The organism is Bradyrhizobium sp. 35 (genome assembly GCF_023073215.1).
GTDB lineage: Bacteria > Pseudomonadota > Alphaproteobacteria > Rhizobiales > Xanthobacteraceae > Bradyrhizobium > Bradyrhizobium canariense_D.
In genome coordinates, this window is record NZ_JADPJC010000010.1 from 187,732 (window position 1) to 206,359 (window position 18,628).

Sequence of the window (18,628 nt, forward strand, 5' to 3'; positions counted from 1 at the left end):
ACAGAATTCAGGACAGGGAAGGAAACCACCATGGCGTATGAGACGATCAAATACGAGGTCGCCGAGCAGATCCTCACCATCACGCTGAACCGCCCCGACAAGCTCAACGCCTTCAACGCGCAGATGCAAGGAGAGCTGATCGACGCGTTCGACGCCGCCGACAAGGACGACGACGTCCGCGCCATCATCGTCACAGGCGCCGGTCGCGGGTTTTGCGCGGGCGCAGATCTTTCGTCGGGCGCGGACACCTTTGATCGCGACGCGCGTCGCGGACCGGTGAAGCGCTTCGCCGACGGCAAGGTCGACTACAGTGATTCCCAGGTGCGCGACGGCGGTGGCCAGGTGACACTGCGCATCTTCAAATGCCTGAAACCGGTGATTGCCGCGGTGAACGGTCCCGCGGTCGGCATCGGTGTTACCATGCAGCTCGCGATGGACATCCGCATCGCCTCCGATGCGGCGCGCTTCGGCTTCGTGTTCTCCCAGCGCGGCATCGTGCCGGAGGCGGCCTCGAGCTGGTTCCTGCCGCGCATCGTCGGCATCTCGCAGGCGCTGGAATGGTGCTATTCGGGCCGCGTCTTCCCGGCGCAGGAAGCCCTCGCAGGACGTCTCGTCAGCAAGGTCGTGGCCCCCGATGATCTGCTGCCGACCGCCCGGGCGCTCGCCAAGGAATTCGCGGCCAAGACCGCGCCGGTATCGGTGGCGCTGATCCGGCAGATGATGTGGCGCATGATGGGCGCTGACGACCCGATGGAAGCCCACAAGGTCGACAGCCGTGGCATCTACGCCCGCGGCCGCTCCGACGACGTGAAGGAAGGCGTGGTGTCGTTCCTGGAAAAGCGCCCTGCGCAGTTCAAGAACAAGGTATCGAGCGATATGCCGGATTATTTCCCGTGGTGGACTGAGCGGGAGTACAAGTGACCTTGTAGGCACTTAGTCCATCAACAACGCCACACGCCCGATCGCCTTGCGGTCGATCAGCAACCGCATCGCCTTCGCAACCTCCTCCAGCGGCAGGCGGTGCGAGACGTGGGGCCGCAGCTTGCCCTCTTCCGCCCATGTGAGCAGCGCCCTCAGGCGCACTTCGCCAAGCGCTGGATTTTTCCGCACGGCCTCGCCGGCACGCACGCCGAGCACGCTGGCGCCTTTGATCAGCAAGAGATTGGTTTTCGCCGAGCCGATGCCGCCGGTGAAGCCGATCACCAGCAGCCGTGCGCCCCAGGCGATGCAACGCATCGAGTTTTCGAACACTTCTCCGCCGACGGGATCGAACACGACGTCGGCACCGCGCCCGTCGGTAATACGTTTGACAGCATCACGAAACGGCTCGCGATCGTAGCGCACGAGATGATCGGCGCCACGCGCCTTGGCGACCGCGAGCTTTTCGTCGCTGGACGCCGTCGCGATCACGGTGGCACCCAGCATCTTGCCGATCTCCACGGCAGCAAGGCCCACGCCACCGCCGGCGCCATGCACCAGCAGCACCTCGCCCGGCGCAACCCGGCCGCGGTCGATCAGCGCGTGATAGGCGGTGCCGTGCCCGGCGAGATAGGTCGCGGCTTCCGCATAGTCGAACGTCGATGGCATCGGGGTGAGCTGCGACGGTGTCACCACGGCTTCATCCGTGAAGGCACCGTGTCGCATCTTGACGATGACCTTGTCGCCGAGGAAGACGCCACTCGCCTCTGCGCCGACCTCGGTCACGTCGCCGGCCGCCTCCATGCCCGGCGTGAACGGCAGCTCCGGCTTGAGCTGGTATTCGCCGGCCGCCATCAGCACGTCGGGAAAATTCAGGCCGGCGGCACGGATCGCGACGCGCACTTCGCCCGGCTTCAGCTCGCGCGACGGAAACTCTTCGAGCTGCAATTTTTCGGGCGCGCCGAGCGCGCGGCAAACGACAGCCCGCACCATCAGGCCGCGCTCGCCTTGCCGCGCAGCAGCGCCTCGCGGATCAACGGCAGGCGGTCATTGCCGAAATACATGTCGGTCTTGCCGAGAAAGATCGTCGGCGAGCCAAAGCCGCCGCGGGCGACGACTTCTTCGGTGTTGGCCTTGAGCTGATCCTTGATCCCCTGCCCCGAAATGCCCGCGAAGAATTTCTGCTCATCGACGCCGACCTTCCTGCAGATCTCCGCGAGCACTGAATCCTGCGAGATGTCCTTGTCCTCGCCCCAATAGGTCTCGAACACCGCCGTGGCGAAAGGCACCGATTCCTGCCCGAGCCAGATGCAGCCGCGCATCGCTTTCACGCTGTTCACCGGAAATACCGTCGGCGGCATCTTGATCGCGAGACCGGCCGAGCGCGACCAGTCGGCAAGGTCCTTTTTCATGTAGCGCGCCTTCAGCGGCACCGGCGTCTCACGCTGCGCGTAGACACTTGGGTTGACCGTATTGAAGATGCCGCCCACCAGGATCGGCCGCCAGATGATCTCCGCGCCAACCTCCCTGGCCAGCGGCTGGATGTTGTGGAAGGCGAGATAGGTCCAGGGGCTGGAACAGTCGAAGAAGAATTCGATCATGGCGTTTCCGGTCCGGCGCCGCCGGTTTCAAGGCGACTTTTGTTGTTCTGTACCTCGACGTTAAGACATGGCAGGAAGGGGCGCAATCATAACCCGCCGAGAGGGCCGCCATGCTGTTTCCAACCACGATCGCCGGCTCCTTGCCGAAGCCGGAATGGCTCGCCGAACCCAACATGCTCTGGGCGCCCTGGAAGTCGCAAGGCGACGAGCTCGTCCGCGCCAAACGCGATGCGACGATGCTTGCCGTTAAAGTCCAGGAGGACGCCGGGATCGACATCGTCACTGAGGGCGAGCAGGCCCGGCAACATTTCGTCCACGGGTTCCTGGAGAAGATCGAGGGCATCGATTTCGCCCACAAGGTCGAGATGGGTATCCGCAAGGATCGCTACAAGGCGATGGTGCCGCAGGTCGTCGCCCCGCTCCGGCTGAAGAGCCGCGTCCACGCCGACGAGGCGCGTGTCGCCCGCGCGCACACGATGAAGAAGCTGAAATTCACCCTGCCCGGCCCGATGACCATCATCGACACCATTGCCGATCGCTACTATGGCGACCGCGTCAAGATGGCCTTTGCGTTCGCCGAATTGCTGAACGAGGAAGCCAAGGCGCTCCAGGCCGACGGCGTCGATCTCGTGCAGTTCGACGAGCCCGCGTTCAACGTCTATATGGACGAGGTCAACGATTGGGGCATCAAGGCGCTGGAGCGCGCCGCGCAGGGCCTGACCTGCGCCACCGCCGTGCATATTTGCTACGGCTACGGCATCAAGGCCAACACCGACTGGAAGGAAACGCTCGGCGCGCAATGGCGGCAGTACGAGCAGATATTTCCCGCGATCGACGCCAGCCCAATCCAGCAGGTCGCGATCGAGTGCCGCAACTCGAAGGTGCCGCTCGACCTGCTTGCGCTGCTCAAGACCAAGATCGTGCAGGCCGGCGTGATCGACGTCGCCAGCGACACGGTGGAGACGGCCGAGGATGTCGTGCAGGTGATCGACGCGGTGTCGAAATTCGTGCCCAAGAGCAACATCATCGCCACCACCAATTGCGGCATGGCGCCGATGCGGCGCGAGATCGCCGAAGCCAAGCTGATGGCGCTCGGCGCGGGTGCCGCGCTGGCACGCGAGAAGCTGGGTTAGGGATGTGATCCGTCTGGCGTTCACCATTGCAACGCTTGCCGCGTTCGCGCTGTCGGCGCGCGCAGAGGATCGTTCCGTGCTTCTCAATTGCAAGGCAATCGTGGAGCGTGCGTCGAAGGATGCGAATGCCGCGAGCGAAGCCGAGCTGGCGCGCTGCCGCCAAGTGATCCGCGAATGGGCACTGCGCGATGCGCGGACCACAGTGGATGAGCACGGCAAGCCACTGCGCTAGCGGCGCGCGGTCCGATGCAGCACAGGTTGATATCCAGCGATGATCGCGCGCAGCGTGGAAGGCGGCGTCAACAGCAACGGGTGATCGAGGGCGCTCGGATGCAGGACGTAGCCCGCGGGTGACCACAGCAGCGCCTTGCCCTGCGCGAGGAGGAAGCAGTCATCGCCCTGTTGCACCATCGCGCCGTCAGGCAATTCCGCGAGCGGCATCGACAGCACATGCAGCCGTTTCTTGCCACGATCGAGCCGCTCCCGATGCAGTACGGCATCCATCGCCTTGGCGCTGATGCCGCGGGCGTCGTTGCCCATCTCCCATGCAACGCGAAATCGCTTCGCATCGTCGCGGCGGCAGAAGAAGCAGGGCCGATGGCCGGCGGCAAAAGCCGTGGCCTCGTCGAGGAAGAACAGCTCGGTCCAGCTCCGCCGCGCCATCACCGGCCGACGCCAGCCGCGGAATTCGCACAGGCAGGTGATCCAGGCCGGCGACGACCAGCGCTTTTTCAGCAGCGTCTTCGTCGCGGGATCATGAATGATGCCGCGGTTGCCGGTGAACATGCCGCGGTGCGGTGTCGCGATGATCTCGCCGGTCGGCGTGACGCGGTTTTGCAGGGGCATGGTCGCCTCCACCGGTCATTGCGAGCGAAGCGAAGCGACGAAGCAATCCAGACTGTTTCCGCGGACACATTTCTGGATTGCTTCGCTGCGCTCGCAATGACGGCGATAATCACGCCGCCCCGTCGCGAAGCGGCGGGTGATAGGACAGCGCGGTGTCCCAGGGGAAGAAGATCCAGGTGTCCTGCGAGACTTCGGTGATGAAGGTATCGACCAGCGGACGTCCCTTCGGCTTGGCGTAGACGGTTGCGAAATGCGCGTCGGGGAGCATCGCGCGCACCAGCTTGCCGGTCTTGCCGGTGTCGACGAGATCGTCGACGATCAGGAGCCCCTTGCCGGTGCCGCCGCCAAGCGTCATCACGTCTTCGGAGATGCCCTTCAGCACTTTGAGATCGCCCTGCTTGTCGTGGTCATAGCTGGCGATGCAGACCGTATCGATCACGCGCACGCCAAGCTCGCGCGCCACGATCGCCGCCGGCACAAGCCCGCCGCGGGTGATCGCGATCACCGCATGAAACGGACCAACTTCATTGAGCCGCCAGGTCAGTGCCCGGCAATCCCGGTGGAACTGGTCCCACGACACCGGAAAGGGGCGGCCCGCCCGTTCTTCCGCACTTAGTTCCGGTGCTTCACCAGCCATCGTCGTCTCCTGCTTCGTCTGCCGGCAGCTAGGTTGCTAGCGGGTGATGTTCAATCCCGCCAGCATTTCCTTCACCGCCGCCATTGCGGCTGCGAGCTTGTCCGCATCGCGCGAGCGCACCACCAGATTGGTGTTCGGCTTCTGCTCTTCATCCATGAAGGGATAGCTGCCGATGATGGTGTCGGGATGTTGGGCGGCAATCGCCCGCAGCGGGCTGCCGATGTCGCCTTCCCGCGCATTGGCGCGGACCGATTCAGAGAGCATGCGCACGCCCGATTTCAGCTTGGGCGAGACGATGTCCATCATCGCCTGCATGATCGAGGGCACGCCCGCCATCACGATGACATTGCCGATCTTGAAGCCGGGAGCGAGGATGGTCGCGCTCTGGATCAGCTCGGCACCATCAGGAATGCGGGCCATGCGCAGGCGGGCCTCGTTGAGGTCCTGCTCGCTCCAGCGCTCGCGGAAACGGGCGACCACCTCCGGGTGATGGTCGATGCCGACGCCGAACGCCTTGGCGACGCTATCAGCGGTGATGTCGTCATGGGTCGGCCCGATGCCACCTGTGGTGAAGACATAGGTGTAGCGATGCCGCAGTGCATCCAACGCCGCAATGATGTCGGACTCGTCGTCGGAGACGACCCGGACCTCCTTCAGGTCGATGCCGATATTGGTCAGGTATTCGGCGATGAAGCCGATGTTCTTGTCCTTGGTCCGGCCGGACAGGATTTCGTCCCCAATGACCAGAATACCCGCCGTGACGATCTCGCTCATACCTCAAGTCCCTCACCTATCGGCCCGACTTTGCCGAGGTAACGCGTTGAAGTCACGCGGTTTTGCTGCCGAAATAAGCAGTCCTCAGCCATTTTTTCAGGCAAGCCGCCGGCCATCCCCGGCAAATGTCCTCTCCCCATGCTTATCGCGCTGGCCCGGCCCTTGCTACCGCATGAAAGTCATGCACTCTTGCCGCATGGCCAGGACGTTGCGGTCTTCACCAGGGCCTCGCGACCTGTCGAATGGCGCAACGCCTTGCGGAGACAAGTCGGGATCTATGGCAGTCGCGTTTGATGAAATGAACATTCCCGGTGGGGACCTTCGCCCCGCCTATCAGGAGCTGGCGCGCTGGCTCAAGGAGACGCCTCCCGAGGCGCTCGAATATCGCCGCCAGGAGGCCGAGCTCCTCTTCCGCCGCATCGGCATTACCTTCGCGGTCTATGGCGACTCCGAGTCCACGGAGCGCCTGATCCCCTTCGATGTGATCCCGCGGATCATGTCCGGCAAGGAATGGTCACTGCTGGAGAAGGGCCTGAAGCAGCGCGTGCGCGCGCTCAACATGTTCCTGCGCGACATCTATCACGGGCGCGATATCCTCCGTGCCGAGATCGTGCCCGACGACCTCATCTTTCAGAACCCGGTCTTCCGTCCCGAGATGAACGGCCAGCAGGTGCCGCACGACGTCTACGTGCACATCGCCGGCATCGACATCGTCCGGGTCGATGCCGAGGACTTCATCGTGCTGGAGGACAATGCACGCACGCCCTCGGGCGTGTCCTACATGCTGGAAAACCGCGAGATCATGATGCGGCTGTTTCCGGACCTGTTCGCCCGCCACAGGGTGGCGCCGGTCGAACGCTATCCGGACGAGCTGCTATCCGCCTTGCGCTCGGTGGCGCCGCAAAGCGCCTCCGGCGAGCCGACCGTCGCGTTGCTCACGCCGGGCGTCTACAACTCGGCCTATTACGAGCACTCCTTCCTCGCCGACAAGCTCGGTATCGAGCTGGTCGAGGGCCGTGACCTCATCGTCAAGAACAACGAAGTGTTCATGCGGACGACCGAGGGCGTGAAACGGGTCGACGTGATCTACCGCCGCGTCGACGACGACTACCTCGATCCCCTCACCTTCCGCCCCGACTCCGCCCTCGGCGTGCCCGGGCTGATGTCGGCCTATGCGGCCGGCAACATCACGCTCGCCAACGCGGTCGGCACCGGCATCGCCGACGACAAGGCGATCTACTCCTACATGCCGGACATCGTAAAATTCTACCTCGGCGAGGAGCCGATCCTGAAGAACGTGCAGACCTGGCGCTGCCGCGAGCCGAAGGATCTCGCCTATGTGCTGGACCATCTGAGCGAGCTCGTCGTGAAGGAGGTGCACGGCTCCGGCGGCTACGGCATGCTGATCGGCCCTGCCGCGACCAAGGCGACGATTGAAGCCTTCCGCGAGAAGCTCAAACGCGAGCCCGAGGGCTTCATTGCGCAGCCGACGCTGGCGCTCTCGACCTGCCCGACCTGCACGGCATCCGGCCTTGCGCCCCGCCACGTCGACCTGCGGCCGTTCGTGCTCACCGGCAGCAAGAGCACCACGATCGTCCCCGGCGGGTTGACACGCGTTGCCCTGAAGGAAGGCTCCCTGGTGGTGAATTCGAGCCAGGGCGGCGGCACCAAAGATACCTGGATCCTGGACGAGTAGAGAGATGCTGTCGCGTACCGCCGAAAACCTCTATTGGCTCGCCCGCTACGTCGAACGGGCCGAATATCTCGCGCGCACCATCGATGCGACGCTGCGCGTCACCGCGCTTCCCGCCGCCTATATCGGCAAGACCAACGAATGGGACTCGGCGCTTTTGACCGCCGGCGTCGCCGCAAGCTTCTATCAGCAGTACGAAGAAGCCAACGAGCGCAACGTCGTCGATTATCTCTCGTTCTCGGCGGATAATCCGTCCTCGATCAGGAATTGCATCGAGGCCGCGCGGCTGAATTCGCGCTCGGTGCGCACAGCGCTGACGAGCGAGATGTGGGATACCATCAACTCGGCCTGGATCGAGTTGCAGGAGGTCTGGAGCAGAGGGACCTCCACGCGCGAGGATCTCGCAAAGTTCCTGCGCTTCGTGCAGGAGACCTCGCTGCGCTTCGACGGCTCGGCCTACCGGACCATGCTGCGCAACGACGCCTACTGGTTCTCGCGGATGGGCCTGCATCTCGAACGCGCCGACAACACCGCTCGTATTCTCGACGTGAAATACCATGTGCTGCTGCCCGAGGAGGAGCATGTCGGCGGCCCGCTGGATTTCTACCAATGGACCTCGATCCTGCGTTCGGTTTCGGCGCTGACGGCCTATCACTGGGTCTATCGCGAGACACTGAAGCCCTGGCTGATCGCGGATTTGCTCATCCTCAACGATTCGCTGCCGCGTTCGCTCGCAAGCTGCTACGGCAATCTGGTGCGCAATCTCGATCAGATCGGCGTCGCCTATGGCCGCCAGGGTCCGGCCCAGCGCCATGCCCGCGGCATTCGCAACCGGCTGGAACACAGCAATATGAACGACATTTTCCAGCATGGCGTGCATGAATTCATTCAGGAATTCATCTTGGACAATTCCAGGCTGGGCGAAATCATCACGAAGCAGTATTTGATCTGATACTGCTGCCATTCCGGGGACGCCCGCAGGGCTAGCCCGGATCGATGACGCTACAACAACGGTCCACCATGCGCCTGCGAATCCTGCACACCACGACCTATCGCTACGAGCCGCAGGCCACGAGCGTGATCCAGATCCTGCGCATGACGCCCGGCAGCCATGACGGGCAATATGTGGCGGAGTGGCAGATCGACGTGTCGACCGACACCAAGCTCGACACCCACGAGGATGCGTTCGGCAACGTCACCCATGTGCTGTCCTGCGGACCGGTCGGCGATATCAAGATCACCGCCGAGGGCCTGATCGAGACCCATGACACCGGTGGCGTTCTCCGCGGCGCCGACGAGCGCTTTCCCGCCGGCATGTTCTTGCGCGCCACCGACCTTACCACGGTCAATCCGGCGATGAATGCGGTCGCGCGCCAGCTGCGTAGCGAGGCCGAGAGCGACACGCTGGGCTTCCTGCACACGCTGATGACGCAAATCAGCGATCACATGACCTTCGACGAGGACCCCACCAACAGCGGCACGTCGGCGGCGGAAGCGTTCACGCTCAAGCGCGGCGTCTGCCAGGACTACGCGCACATCTTCATCGCCTGCGCCCGCAGCGGCGGCGTGCCGGCGCGCTTCGTCTCCGGCCATTTCCTGCGCTCCGACGGTACGGTGCATCAGGACGCGGGCCATGCCTGGGCGGAGGCCTATGTCGACGGTCTCGGCTGGGTCGGCTTCGATCCCGCCAACCGCATCTGCGCCACCGACGCCCATGTCCGCGTCGCGATCGGGCTCGATTATCTCGGCGCCGCCCCCGTACGCGGCACCCGCTATGGCGGCGGCGCGGAGACGCTGTCGGTGGCGGTCAAGGTCGAGCAGGCCGGCCGTGGCGGCCAGTCGCAATCGCAGTCCCAGCGGCAGAGCTGAGCCGCGCCCCGCGCGCCCCTCACCCACGGTCGGTTTCCACCCTGCCGCCCCGCGGCAATCGGGGGTTGGAGCGGCCCTTGAAATTGGCTAGTAATCCGCGCAAACGCGTTCGGGGACAGGAAATGACCTATTGTTGCGGAATTCTGGTTCGGGACGGTCTGGTGATGATCGCCGACACCCGCACCAATGCCGGCCTCGACAACGTCTCGACCTTCCGCAAGCTCCACATCTTCTCCAAGCCCGGCGACCGCATTATGGCGATTGCCAGCGCCGGCAACCTCGCCATCAGCCAGTCGGTGCTCTCGACGCTGACCGAGGGCCTCGAAGACCCCGACACCGGTGAGATCGAGACGCTGATGAACGCGCCGACCATGTTCCAGGCCGCCCAGCGCATTGGCCGGGCGATCCGGGCCGTGCACGCGACCGAGGGCCCCGCACTGAGGTCTGAGGACGTATCGTTCGACGTGTCCTTCCTGTTCGGGGGCCAGATCAACGGCGCGCGCATGCGCCTGTTCATGGTCTACACCGCCGGCAATTTCATCGAATGCACCACCGACACACCCTATCTGCAGATCGGCGAGCACAAATACGGCAAGCCGGTGCTCGACCGCGCCATGCATTACGACGTCGAACTCTACGAGGCGCTGAAGACCGGGCTGATCTCGATGGATTCGACCATGCGCTCGAATCTCGGCGTCGGCCTGCCGATCGACGTTCTGGTGGTGCGCGCCGACGCCTGCGAGGCCGACCTCAACCACCGCATCGAGGCGGGCGAGCCCTATTTCCACGATTTGCGCTCGCGCTGGTCGGCGGCCTTGCGCGCCGCGCATCAGAACATTCCGCGGCCGCCCTACAAGAACGAAAAAGAATCCAAAACCTGACAGATCAAGAGAAAAGGCAGGAAACGATGAGTGAAGCGAAAAAGATCGCAGTGGTGACGGGCGCCGGCACTGGAGTCGGGCGCGCGGCGTCACTGGCGCTGATGAACACAGGCTTCACCGTGGTGCTGGTCGGGCGCCGGCCCGAGATGCTCGAGGAGACGGCCAAGCTCGGCCCCGCGGGAAAAAGCCTCTGCGTCACCGCCGACATGACCAAGCCGGACTCGATTGCGGCACTGTTCGACAAGGTGAAGGCCACCTATGGCCGGCTCGACGTGCTCTTCAACAATGCCGGCATGGGCGCCCCTCCGGTGAATTTCGAGGATCTCAGCCTCGAGCAGTGGCAGGCGGTGGTGAACACCAACCTCACCGGACCGTTCCTGTGCACCCAGCACGCCTTCCGCATCATGAAGGACCAGACCCCGCGCGGCGGCCGCATCATCAACAACGGCTCGATCTCGGCGCATGCGCCGCGGCCGTTCTCGTCGGCCTATACCTCGACCAAGCACGCCATCACCGGCCTCACCAAGGCGTCCAACCTCGACGGGCGCATGTACGACATCGCGGTCGGCCAGGTCGACATCGGCAATGCCGCAACGCCCATGACCGACCGCATGGTCAACGGTCCCGGCGTGCTGCAGCCCGACGGCACGTCGAAGCAGGAGCCGCGCATGGACGCGAAGGCGGTCGGCGATGCCGTTGCCTACATGGCCGGCCTGCCGCTCGATGCCAACGTGCTGACCATGACCGTCATGGCAACCAAGATGCCGTTCGTGGGACGGGGCTGAATCAGAAAACGCGAAAACAACCCCATGCACAGTAGGCGGCATGGGGTTGCAGCCTCGCTCCGCAAGCGGACGTGAAGTCGGCTAAATCTCCGCACTGCTTCAACAATCGTCATTGCGAGCGCAGCGAAGCAATCCAGACTACCACCGCGGCAAGATTCTGGATTGCTTCGTCGCGCCAGCGCAAAATTACTTCACAATTTGTCGCGGGCTCCTCGCAATGACGGGGAGAGAGCGAGCTCCTACTCCAAACTCTCCACCCGGCGCAGACTCGGAAACAGCTTCATCCACAACAGCGCCACCGCAACCGTGCAGACGCCGCCCAGCACGGCTGCCGGCATTGCGCCGAACAGTGCGGCAGCCACCCCGCTCTCGAACTGGCCGAGTTGGTTGGAGGCGTTGATGAAGAGGAAGTTCACCGCACCGACCCGGCCACGCATCTCGTCGGGCGTCGCGAGCTGCACCAGCGAGAAGCGGATCACGACGCTGATCGTATCGGCCGCGCCGAGAACGGCGAGCGCGAGCACCGAGAGCCACATCCAGGACGACAGCGCGAACACGATCGTTGCGACGCCGAACACGATCACTGCCTGAAACATGCGCAGGCCCACATGCCGCGAAATGGCGTGACGGGCCAGCACCATGGTCATCAGCAGCGCGCCGACCGCGGGCGCGGCGCGCAGGATCCCGAGTCCCATCGGACCTGTCTGGAGGATGTCGCGGGCATAGATCGGCAGAAGCGCGGTGACGCCGCCGAACAGCACCGCGAACAGATCGAGCGAGATGGTGCCGAGGATCGCCGGATTGCCGCGGATGAAGCGGACGCCGGCGAAGATATTGTCGGCTCCCGCCATATCCTTGGCGATCGCCTGGGGGCGCGGGCGGATGAAGCCGGTCAGGATCATCCCGAAGATCCAGAACAGCACCATCACCGCGTAGGCGAGATGCGGCGCAACCGCGTAGGCAAAACCGCCTAGCGCCGGACCGGTAATGGTCGCGACCTGCGCCGCACCGCTGGAGACGGCGGTGGCGCGCTGGAGCGAGCCCTGCGGCGCGATCGCCGGCAGCAGCGCCGCGGTGGTCGGGCTCTCGAACGCGCCGGCAATGCCGAGCACGAAGGTGGCCACGAAAATCTGAACTTCGCTGACCAAGCCGAGATAGGTGATGACGCCGAGATAGAGCGCGGTCGCTGCTTCCACGAGTTGGCAGAGCTGGACCACGCGCTTGCGCTCGTAGCGGTCGGCGGCATGGCCGGCGATGAACACCAGCAGCGCCGTGGGCAGGAATTGCACGAGGCCGACCATGCCGAGATCGAAGGCCGAGCCGGTGAGATCGTAGATCTGCCAGCCGATCGCGACCGCCGCAATCTGGCTGGAGAAACGCGACAGGCTGCGCGAGAGCAGAAAGAACAGAAAGGCGCGATGGGAGAGGAGCGCGCGGGCACTGACCGGCGGGTTTCCCGATATGGGCTGGTCTGGCATCGCCTCTTCGGTCACGCTCGGGCTATCCGGCTCCTGATGTCGACGTGCTCCGCGTGGCTGACGCGGACCTGCTTGTCAACAGCGAGACGCTTCGACAATCTCCCGGCATTGCGTTTGCAACGCAGGGGTGGCCATAATCATCGGGGTTTGGGGACATCATGCTGCGGCTGCAATCGGCACTCGGCGTTTTCGCATTGCTGTTGATCGCCTTGGTCCTGAGCGAGAATCGCCGCGCGGCCTCGCTGCGCCAGGCGGCGATCGGCCTCGTCGCCACCTTCGTCACCGCGATCGTTCTCCTGAAGGTGCCCGTCGTCGCGCGCGCGTTCGGTGCCATCAACGACGCGGTGGGCGCGATCTCGGCGGCCTCGCGCGCCGGCTCCTCCTTCGTGTTCGGCTATGTCGGCGGCGGTCCCCTGCCCTTCGACCTGAAAGCACCGGGTGCCGATTTCGTCCTGGCGTTCCAGGCGCTGCCGATCGTGCTGGTCATGAGCGTGCTGACGACGCTCTTGTTCTATTGGCGCGTGCTGCCCCCGGTCGTGCGCGGCATGGCCTGGCTGCTGGAGCGGACGCTCGGCGTCGGCGGCGCGGTCGGACTCTCGACCGCCGCCAACATCTTTCTCGGCATGGTCGAGGCGCCGCTGTTCGTGCGGCCTTATCTCGCGCAAATGACCCGCAGCGAGTTGTTCCTGGTGATGACCGGCGGCATGGCCGGCATCGCCGGCACGGTGCTGGTGCTGTATGCGACGCTCCTTGCTCCCCTCATTCCCGACGCAGCCGCCCATTTCGTCATCGCCTCGGTGCTGGGTGCCCCGGCCGCGATCCTGGTCAGCCTCATCATGGTGCCGGAGACATCCGACAAGCGCACCGGCGGCGCGCTGGAGGCTCCCGAGATGGAGGTCTCCAGCACGATGGACGCGATCGTGAAAGGGACGGGCGCGGGGATCGAGCTGCTGATCAACATCGTCGCCATGCTGCTGGTGCTGGTGGCGCTGGTCTATCTCGTCAATGCGATCCTCGGCCTGCTGCCTGATGTCGGCGGCGCTGCGATCTCGTTGCAGCGCCTGCTCGGCCTCGTGATGGCGCCGGTGTGCTGGCTCATGGGATTGCCGTGGGATCAGGCGATCACCGCCGGCAGCCTGATGGGCACGAAAACCGTGCTGAACGAGCTGATCGCCTATGTCGACTTCTCGAAGCTGCCGCCCGGCACGCTCGATCCGCGCTCGCGCCTGATCATGCTCTATGCGATGTGCGGCTTCGCCAATTTCGCCAGCCTCGGCATCATGATCGGCGGTCTCGGCGTGATGGCGCCGGAACGGCGCGAGGAAATCAACGCGCTCGGGCTGAAGTCCATCGTGTCGGGAACGCTGACGACGTGTCTGATGGGAGCAGTGGTGGGGGTGTTGACGTGAAGCTTGTGTGAGGCTGGCGCCCTCGTAGCTCCGATGGGGCGCAGCGCAATCGCGACAATCCTTCCATGTCAATCTCTTCAGGAGATTCGGCTGGAATTGATTCATGAGCAACAGCGAAGGCCAGCGGGCATTTCAAAATGCCCGGCTTCAGAAACGGCAAAAAGCCGAGCTAGGGCCGCTGCTCGCGCGCGCCCTCCAGCTCCACAAGGCGGGACTTCTCCCCGAGGCCAAGACGGCCTATCGCGAACTCCTGGAGCTTGCGCCCGACCAATTCATCGCGCTGCATTTGCTGGGCGCTTTGGAGTCTGAATCCAAAAACTATCGGCAGGCGCAAATTTTGCTGAGCCGAGCGGTGGCCTTGGATCCGCGATCTGCCGAAGCCCATATGAGCCTGGGCGTCGCGCTCAACGGGCTGAAACGTCACAATGAGGCCCGCGAGAGCTATCGGAAGGCCCTCGCCCTTCGACCCAACTACGCCTTGGCCCTGTCCAATCTCGGCAACGCAAGCGCGGCCCTTGAACTTTACCAGGAAGCGCTCGAGAGCTACGACAAGGCGCTCGCAATCGACGGAAGACTTTCCGAAGCCCATAACGGCCGGGGTTGGGCGCTCTGCCGTGTGCGCGCCTATGACGAAGCGATCGCAAGCTTAAACCGCGCGCTATCGATCAAGCCTGACTACGCCTCGGCGCTGTCGACCCGCGCCGTTGCATTGCGGGAGCTTCAGCGATTTGACGAAGCCATGGCGGATTGCAATCGCGCAATCGCCCTCGCACCCGACGACGCGAATGGATGGCTCTGGCGGGCCAGTATCTTGCTCCTGACCCGGCAAGTTGCCGAAGCATTGTCCGATTGCGAGAAGGCTCTCGCGGCCGATCCCGGCTTCTCTCAGGCCCACAGCCTGCTCGGCCAATGTCTCGCGGCACTTGGCCGGGTCGACGAAGCCCTCGCCAGTTTCGACAGAGCTCTCGACATCGAGCCTGATCAGAGCACGATCTCCAGCAAGATATTCACCCTCGATTTCATGGCCGACGCCAGCGTTGCGCAGCATCAGCAAGCGCGACATGTATGGTGGGAGCAGATCGGCGCGAAGATCGCCTCGGCAGCGGCGGGACCGCATGAGAACAGCCGCGATCCGGATCGCCGTCTGGTGCTGGGTTATGTCTCGTCGGATTTTCACACACATTCAGCGGCGTTCATTTTCAAGCCGGTCCTGCAGCACCATGATCGGGCACAGTTCGAGATCGTGTGCTACGCTTGTTCACCGAAAACGGACGCGACGACCCGCGAGTTTCAGGGGATCGCCGATCGCTGGCGCGACGCCTCGCAATGGTCCGACGATCGCCTCGCCGCTCAGATCCGCGCCGACGGCGTCGATATCCTGATCGATCTGTCCGGCCACACCAGCGGAAACCGCCTCGGTGTGTTTGCGCGCAAACCGGCACCTGTTCAGGCGCATGGCTGGGGCCATGGTACCGGGACCGGGTTGCCAACCATCGATTATCTATTCTCGGACCCGGTCGCGATTCCTGCCGCGGTTCGGCATCTGTTTGCGGAGACCATCGTTGACCTGCCGTGCTTTGTGACGCTGGCGCCGCTGCCACCCGGGATTGCGCGGGCGCCGACGCCGGCGCTCGCGAACGGCTTCATCACATTCGGTGTCTTCAACCGCATCAGCAAGATTTCGAACGAGGCGGTGGAAGTCTGGTCTAGGATTCTCGAGCGGGTGCCGGGTTCGCGACTGCTGATCAAGGATACTGCACTGGACGCTCAGCTGGTCCGCGACAATCTGCTGGCGCGGTTTGCCGCTTGCCGGTTGCCGGCCGAACGCGTCGATCTGCTCGGAGCCACGTCGCGAGACGAACATCTGGCAACGTTCAATCGCGTCGATATTGGCCTCGACCCATTCCCGCAGAATGGCGGCGTCAGCACGTGGGAAGCCTTGCAGATGGGCGTGCCGGTGGTGGCGAAGCTCGGTCACAGCCTGCCGAGCCGTGCTGCCGGCTCCATCCTCACCGCGCTGGGCCTGCCGGAGTGGGTCGCGGACAGCGATGAGGCCTATGTCGAAATCGCAGCGAGCCGTGGGTTGCAGATCGGCGAGCTCGATAAGTTGCGCGGCGAACTGCCCGGACAGATCAGGGCTGCCGCCGCCGGCAACCCAATCTCATACGTGCAAGCGGTGGACGATGCCTATCGCGCGATGTGGAAACGCTATTGCAACGACGGCGGCTGATCTCCGCCTCGCCTACGCCTTAAACTCCACGGTCCTGAACTCCGCCGGCAGGATCACCTCCAGCAGCTCGACGTCGTCCGAATAGTCCAGGATCATGTGCTTGATCTTCGGCGGCTGGGTCCAGGCGCTACCTTCTTTCATCAGCGTCTCGCCCTCTCCGTCCATATAGGTCTTCACCCAGCCCTTGAGCACGTAGACCATCTGGAATTCGACGTCGTGAAAGTGCAGCTTCGACACTTCGTCCGGATTGCAGGGGCCTTGCAGCCGGATCACGTGCGCCTGCGCGAGGCCGTGGCTGGCGGCGGCGATGCCGAGGTCGCGATATTTCGCGTAGGTACGCAGACCGTCGGCTTTGAAGTCTTCCTCGCGGTGATGGCTGATCGCAATGCGCTGCTTGGGCCGCGCCGGTTTCTTGGCGGATGACTTTGCCGTTGTCGTGGGGGCTTTTGCCTTCACCGCCGTGCGCGCCGTGGATCGTGCTGCGGGTTTGGCCCCGCTACGCTTCTTCACCGCGGCTTGCGATGCGCTGCGTGATTTTGCTTTCTTGGCCATGGGCGGCCTTCCCTGTTGTTATGGGGAGAGGCTAGCACAGAATGCGAAATCGCAGGGTAGGTTAGCGCTAACGTACCCACCACTTCTTTGCGCAAGCGTTGAGGCATGGGGGTTACACTGACGCTAACCCACCCTACAGCTCCGCCCTTCAATGCAGCCGGAATACGCCGTCCACCGCGCGCAACTCGGCCGGCTTGATCAGCTTGGAATGCGCCACTGTCACCGAGTGAAGCGGTCCGTCGAGCTTTTCCTGCCAGAACGCCAGAAAATCCTTCAGCGCCGGAAATTTCGGAAACATGTCGTAGTCCTGCCAGACGTAAGTCTGGAGCAGCGAGGGATGATCCGGCATCCGGTAGAGAATCTGCGCCGTCGTCATTCCGTAACCCAGCAGCTGTTTCCGGAAATCGTCCGAAACGGCTCCACTCCGCAAGCCCATGCCAACCTCCTTTGCAGGAGCGCATTCAAGGGGTGGCTTTCCGGTGCGCCTAAAGAGCCACCCGCTGCTGATGCGCTCACATAAGAGAAATGTGACGCAAACTGACAATCCATCTCAAGCCCAAAAGTTTAACAAGCTGTTGAAATTCAATGCGTTAGCAGCAGATCTAGCTCCGTGCTAATACTGCGCCGAGCGCGATTAACGATGGAAAGAGATTTTGGCAGGCGGCGCCTCCGAGTGCTATTTTTCTGCTACAAGCCCTTGCTCCCGCCAAAATCCTGCCTTATCTCAGTTGTGCCTGCGCTGGCACTCGCCGGCGCAGACTGCTAACAACCCAAAATTCCCAAATCGTGCAAAAGCTTAGGAGAACTGCATGAATTTCCGTCCGCTTCACGACCGCGTCGTGGTCAAGCGCATCGACGCAGAAGAGAAGACCGCTGGCGGCATCATCATTCCCGACACGGCGAAGGAAAAGCCCTCGCAGGGCGAGATCGTCGCCGTCGGCCCGGGTGGCCGCGACGAAGCTGGCAAGCTGATCCCGATCGACCTGAAGGTCGGCGACCGCGTGCTGTTCGGTAAGTGGTCCGGCACCGAGGTCAAGATCGACAATGTCGACCTGCTGATCATGAAGGAAAGCGACATCATGGGCGTCCTCGACGTCCCCGCTTCCAAGAAGAAGGCGGCCTAAGAGCCCCTCTCTTATCCAGTTAAACACCTAAGGAAAAAATCCAGATGGCAGCTAAAGAAGTCAAATTCTCGGTCGATGCGCGCGACAAGATGCTTCGCGGCGTCGACATTCTCGCCAACGCGGTGAAGGTCACGCTCGGTCCGAAGGGCCGCAACGTCGTGCTCGACAAGTCGTTCGGCGCTCCCCGCATCACCAAGGACGGCGTCACCGTCGCCAAGGAGATCGAGCTCGAGGACAAGTTCGAGAACATGGGCGCGCAGATGGTGCGCGAAGTCGCCTCCAAGTCCGCTGACGCGGCCGGCGACGGCACCACCACCGCGACCGTGCTGGCCCAGGCGATCGTGCGCGAAGGCGCCAAGTCGGTTGCCGCCGGCATGAACCCGATGGATCTGAAGCGCGGTATCGATCTCGCGGTCGAAGCCGTCGTTGCGGACCTCGTCAAGAACTCCAAGAAGGTGACCTCGAACGACGAGATCGCCCAGGTCGGCACCATCTCGGCCAACGGCGACGCGGAGATCGGCAAGTTCCTCGCCGACGCCATGAAGAAGGTCGGCAACGAGGGTGTCATCACCGTCGAGGAAGCCAAGTCGCTCGAGACCGAGCTCGACGTCGTCGAGGGCATGCAGTTCGACCGCGGCTACATCTCGCCCTACTTCGTCACCAACGCCGACAAGATGCGCGTTGAGATGGACGACGCC

At 63.6% G+C, this 18,628-nt stretch carries 20 protein-coding genes; 12 read left to right on the top strand and 8 right to left on the bottom strand.

Annotated features, from left to right (window positions below; translation table 11 throughout):
• The first annotated feature begins 30 nt into the window (after positions 1–30).
• Positions 31–921, top strand: coding sequence for a crotonase/enoyl-CoA hydratase family protein (locus IVB36_RS01565; protein ID WP_085351100.1), 891 nt, complete (start codon positions 31–33; stop codon positions 919–921).
• Positions 922–933: 12 nt separating this feature from the next.
• Here the strand turns inward: IVB36_RS01565 and IVB36_RS01570 are convergent, their stop codons facing one another.
• The gene (locus IVB36_RS01570) at positions 934–1,911 is read right to left on the bottom strand and encodes an NADPH:quinone oxidoreductase family protein (protein ID WP_085361714.1); all 978 of its coding nucleotides are present in this window, start codon (positions 1,909–1,911) and stop codon (positions 934–936) included.
• Positions 1,911–2,519 carry a 2-hydroxychromene-2-carboxylate isomerase gene (locus IVB36_RS01575; RefSeq protein WP_018455310.1) on the bottom strand — a complete coding sequence of 203 codons (609 nt, stop codon included), beginning with the start codon at positions 2,517–2,519 and terminating at the stop codon, positions 1,911–1,913. Before IVB36_RS01575 ends, IVB36_RS01570 begins: the two co-directional genes overlap by 1 nt.
• Before the next feature lie 110 nt (positions 2,520–2,629).
• On the opposite strand from IVB36_RS01575, the gene IVB36_RS01580 reads away from it, so the two are divergent.
• Together IVB36_RS01580 and IVB36_RS01585 are read left to right on the top strand one after the other, a co-directional pair.
• Entirely contained in the window at positions 2,630–3,652 is a 1,023-nt protein-coding gene (locus IVB36_RS01580; RefSeq protein ID WP_085351098.1) for a methionine synthase, read from the top strand.
• Between the two features lie 4 nt (positions 3,653–3,656).
• Positions 3,657–3,884, top strand: a complete 228-nt coding sequence (locus IVB36_RS01585; protein ID WP_247390336.1) for a hypothetical protein — start codon at positions 3,657–3,659, stop codon at positions 3,882–3,884.
• On the opposite strand, the gene IVB36_RS01590 is transcribed toward IVB36_RS01585, so the two are convergent.
• The 3 genes from IVB36_RS01590 to IVB36_RS01600 all read right to left on the bottom strand — a co-directional run bounded on the left by IVB36_RS01590 (position 3,881) and on the right by IVB36_RS01600 (position 5,909).
• A complete protein-coding gene (locus IVB36_RS01590; RefSeq protein WP_026232920.1) occupies positions 3,881–4,498 on the bottom strand; it encodes a hypothetical protein in 618 nt (205 codons plus the stop codon). The two genes, IVB36_RS01585 and IVB36_RS01590, sit on opposite strands and share 4 nt — an antisense overlap.
• Positions 4,499–4,607: 109 nt before the next feature.
• Positions 4,608–5,135, bottom strand: a complete 528-nt coding sequence (gpt, locus tag IVB36_RS01595; RefSeq protein WP_026232919.1) for a xanthine phosphoribosyltransferase — start codon at positions 5,133–5,135, stop codon at positions 4,608–4,610.
• 36 nt (positions 5,136–5,171) lie between these two features.
• The gene (locus IVB36_RS01600; protein WP_018455305.1) at positions 5,172–5,909 is read right to left on the bottom strand and encodes a molybdopterin-binding protein; all 738 of its coding nucleotides are present in this window, start codon (positions 5,907–5,909) and stop codon (positions 5,172–5,174) included.
• 277 nt (positions 5,910–6,186) lie between these two features.
• Here IVB36_RS01600 and IVB36_RS01605 point away from each other — a divergent pair, with 277 nt between their 5' ends.
• From IVB36_RS01605 to IVB36_RS01625, 5 genes are all read left to right on the top strand, one after another.
• Positions 6,187–7,605, top strand: coding sequence for a circularly permuted type 2 ATP-grasp protein (locus IVB36_RS01605; RefSeq protein ID WP_027518749.1), 1,419 nt, complete (start codon positions 6,187–6,189; stop codon positions 7,603–7,605).
• Positions 7,606–7,609: 4 nt separating this feature from the next.
• The gene (locus IVB36_RS01610; protein ID WP_018455303.1) at positions 7,610–8,554 is read left to right on the top strand and encodes an alpha-E domain-containing protein; all 945 of its coding nucleotides are present in this window, start codon (positions 7,610–7,612) and stop codon (positions 8,552–8,554) included.
• 68 nt (positions 8,555–8,622) lie between these two features.
• Complete coding sequence (locus IVB36_RS01615; protein ID WP_247390338.1) at positions 8,623–9,471, top strand: transglutaminase family protein; 849 nt, start codon at positions 8,623–8,625, stop codon at positions 9,469–9,471.
• A 122-nt stretch (positions 9,472–9,593) separates the two neighbouring features.
• The gene (locus tag IVB36_RS01620) at positions 9,594–10,352 is read left to right on the top strand and encodes a proteasome-type protease (RefSeq protein WP_026232918.1); all 759 of its coding nucleotides are present in this window, start codon (positions 9,594–9,596) and stop codon (positions 10,350–10,352) included.
• A gap of 26 nt (positions 10,353–10,378) precedes the next feature.
• Positions 10,379–11,137: an SDR family oxidoreductase gene (locus IVB36_RS01625; protein WP_247390339.1), complete on the top strand. Its 759-nt coding sequence runs from the start codon at positions 10,379–10,381 to the stop codon at positions 11,135–11,137.
• Positions 11,138–11,376: 239 nt separating this feature from the next.
• On the opposite strand, the gene IVB36_RS01630 is transcribed toward IVB36_RS01625, so the two are convergent.
• On the bottom strand, positions 11,377–12,615 hold the full coding sequence (locus IVB36_RS01630; RefSeq protein ID WP_039799415.1) for an MFS transporter: 1,239 nt from the start codon (positions 12,613–12,615) through the stop codon (positions 11,377–11,379).
• Between the two features lie 158 nt (positions 12,616–12,773).
• Here IVB36_RS01630 and IVB36_RS01635 point away from each other — a divergent pair, with 158 nt between their 5' ends.
• Positions 12,774–14,024 carry a nucleoside transporter C-terminal domain-containing protein gene (locus IVB36_RS01635; RefSeq protein WP_085361711.1) on the top strand — a complete coding sequence of 417 codons (1,251 nt, stop codon included), beginning with the start codon at positions 12,774–12,776 and terminating at the stop codon, positions 14,022–14,024.
• Between the two features lie 103 nt (positions 14,025–14,127).
• Complete coding sequence (locus tag IVB36_RS01640; RefSeq protein WP_247390340.1) at positions 14,128–16,254, top strand: tetratricopeptide repeat protein; 2,127 nt, start codon at positions 14,128–14,130, stop codon at positions 16,252–16,254.
• A gap of 12 nt (positions 16,255–16,266) precedes the next feature.
• On the opposite strand, the gene IVB36_RS01645 is transcribed toward IVB36_RS01640, so the two are convergent.
• Together IVB36_RS01645 and IVB36_RS01650 are read right to left on the bottom strand one after the other, a co-directional pair.
• Positions 16,267–16,806: a cupin domain-containing protein gene (locus IVB36_RS01645; protein ID WP_018455297.1), complete on the bottom strand. Its 540-nt coding sequence runs from the start codon at positions 16,804–16,806 to the stop codon at positions 16,267–16,269.
• Positions 16,807–16,954: 148 nt separating this feature from the next.
• Complete coding sequence (locus IVB36_RS01650; protein ID WP_007611911.1) at positions 16,955–17,242, bottom strand: usg protein; 288 nt, start codon at positions 17,240–17,242, stop codon at positions 16,955–16,957.
• Positions 17,243–17,615: 373 nt separating this feature from the next.
• On the opposite strand from IVB36_RS01650, the gene IVB36_RS01655 reads away from it, so the two are divergent.
• Positions 17,616–17,930, top strand: a complete 315-nt coding sequence (locus IVB36_RS01655; protein ID WP_007611913.1) for a co-chaperone GroES — start codon at positions 17,616–17,618, stop codon at positions 17,928–17,930.
• A gap of 44 nt (positions 17,931–17,974) precedes the next feature.
• Positions 17,975–18,628: chaperonin GroEL (gene groEL, locus IVB36_RS01660; RefSeq protein WP_211434785.1), on the top strand; the 654-nt coding region annotated here is incomplete at its 3' end.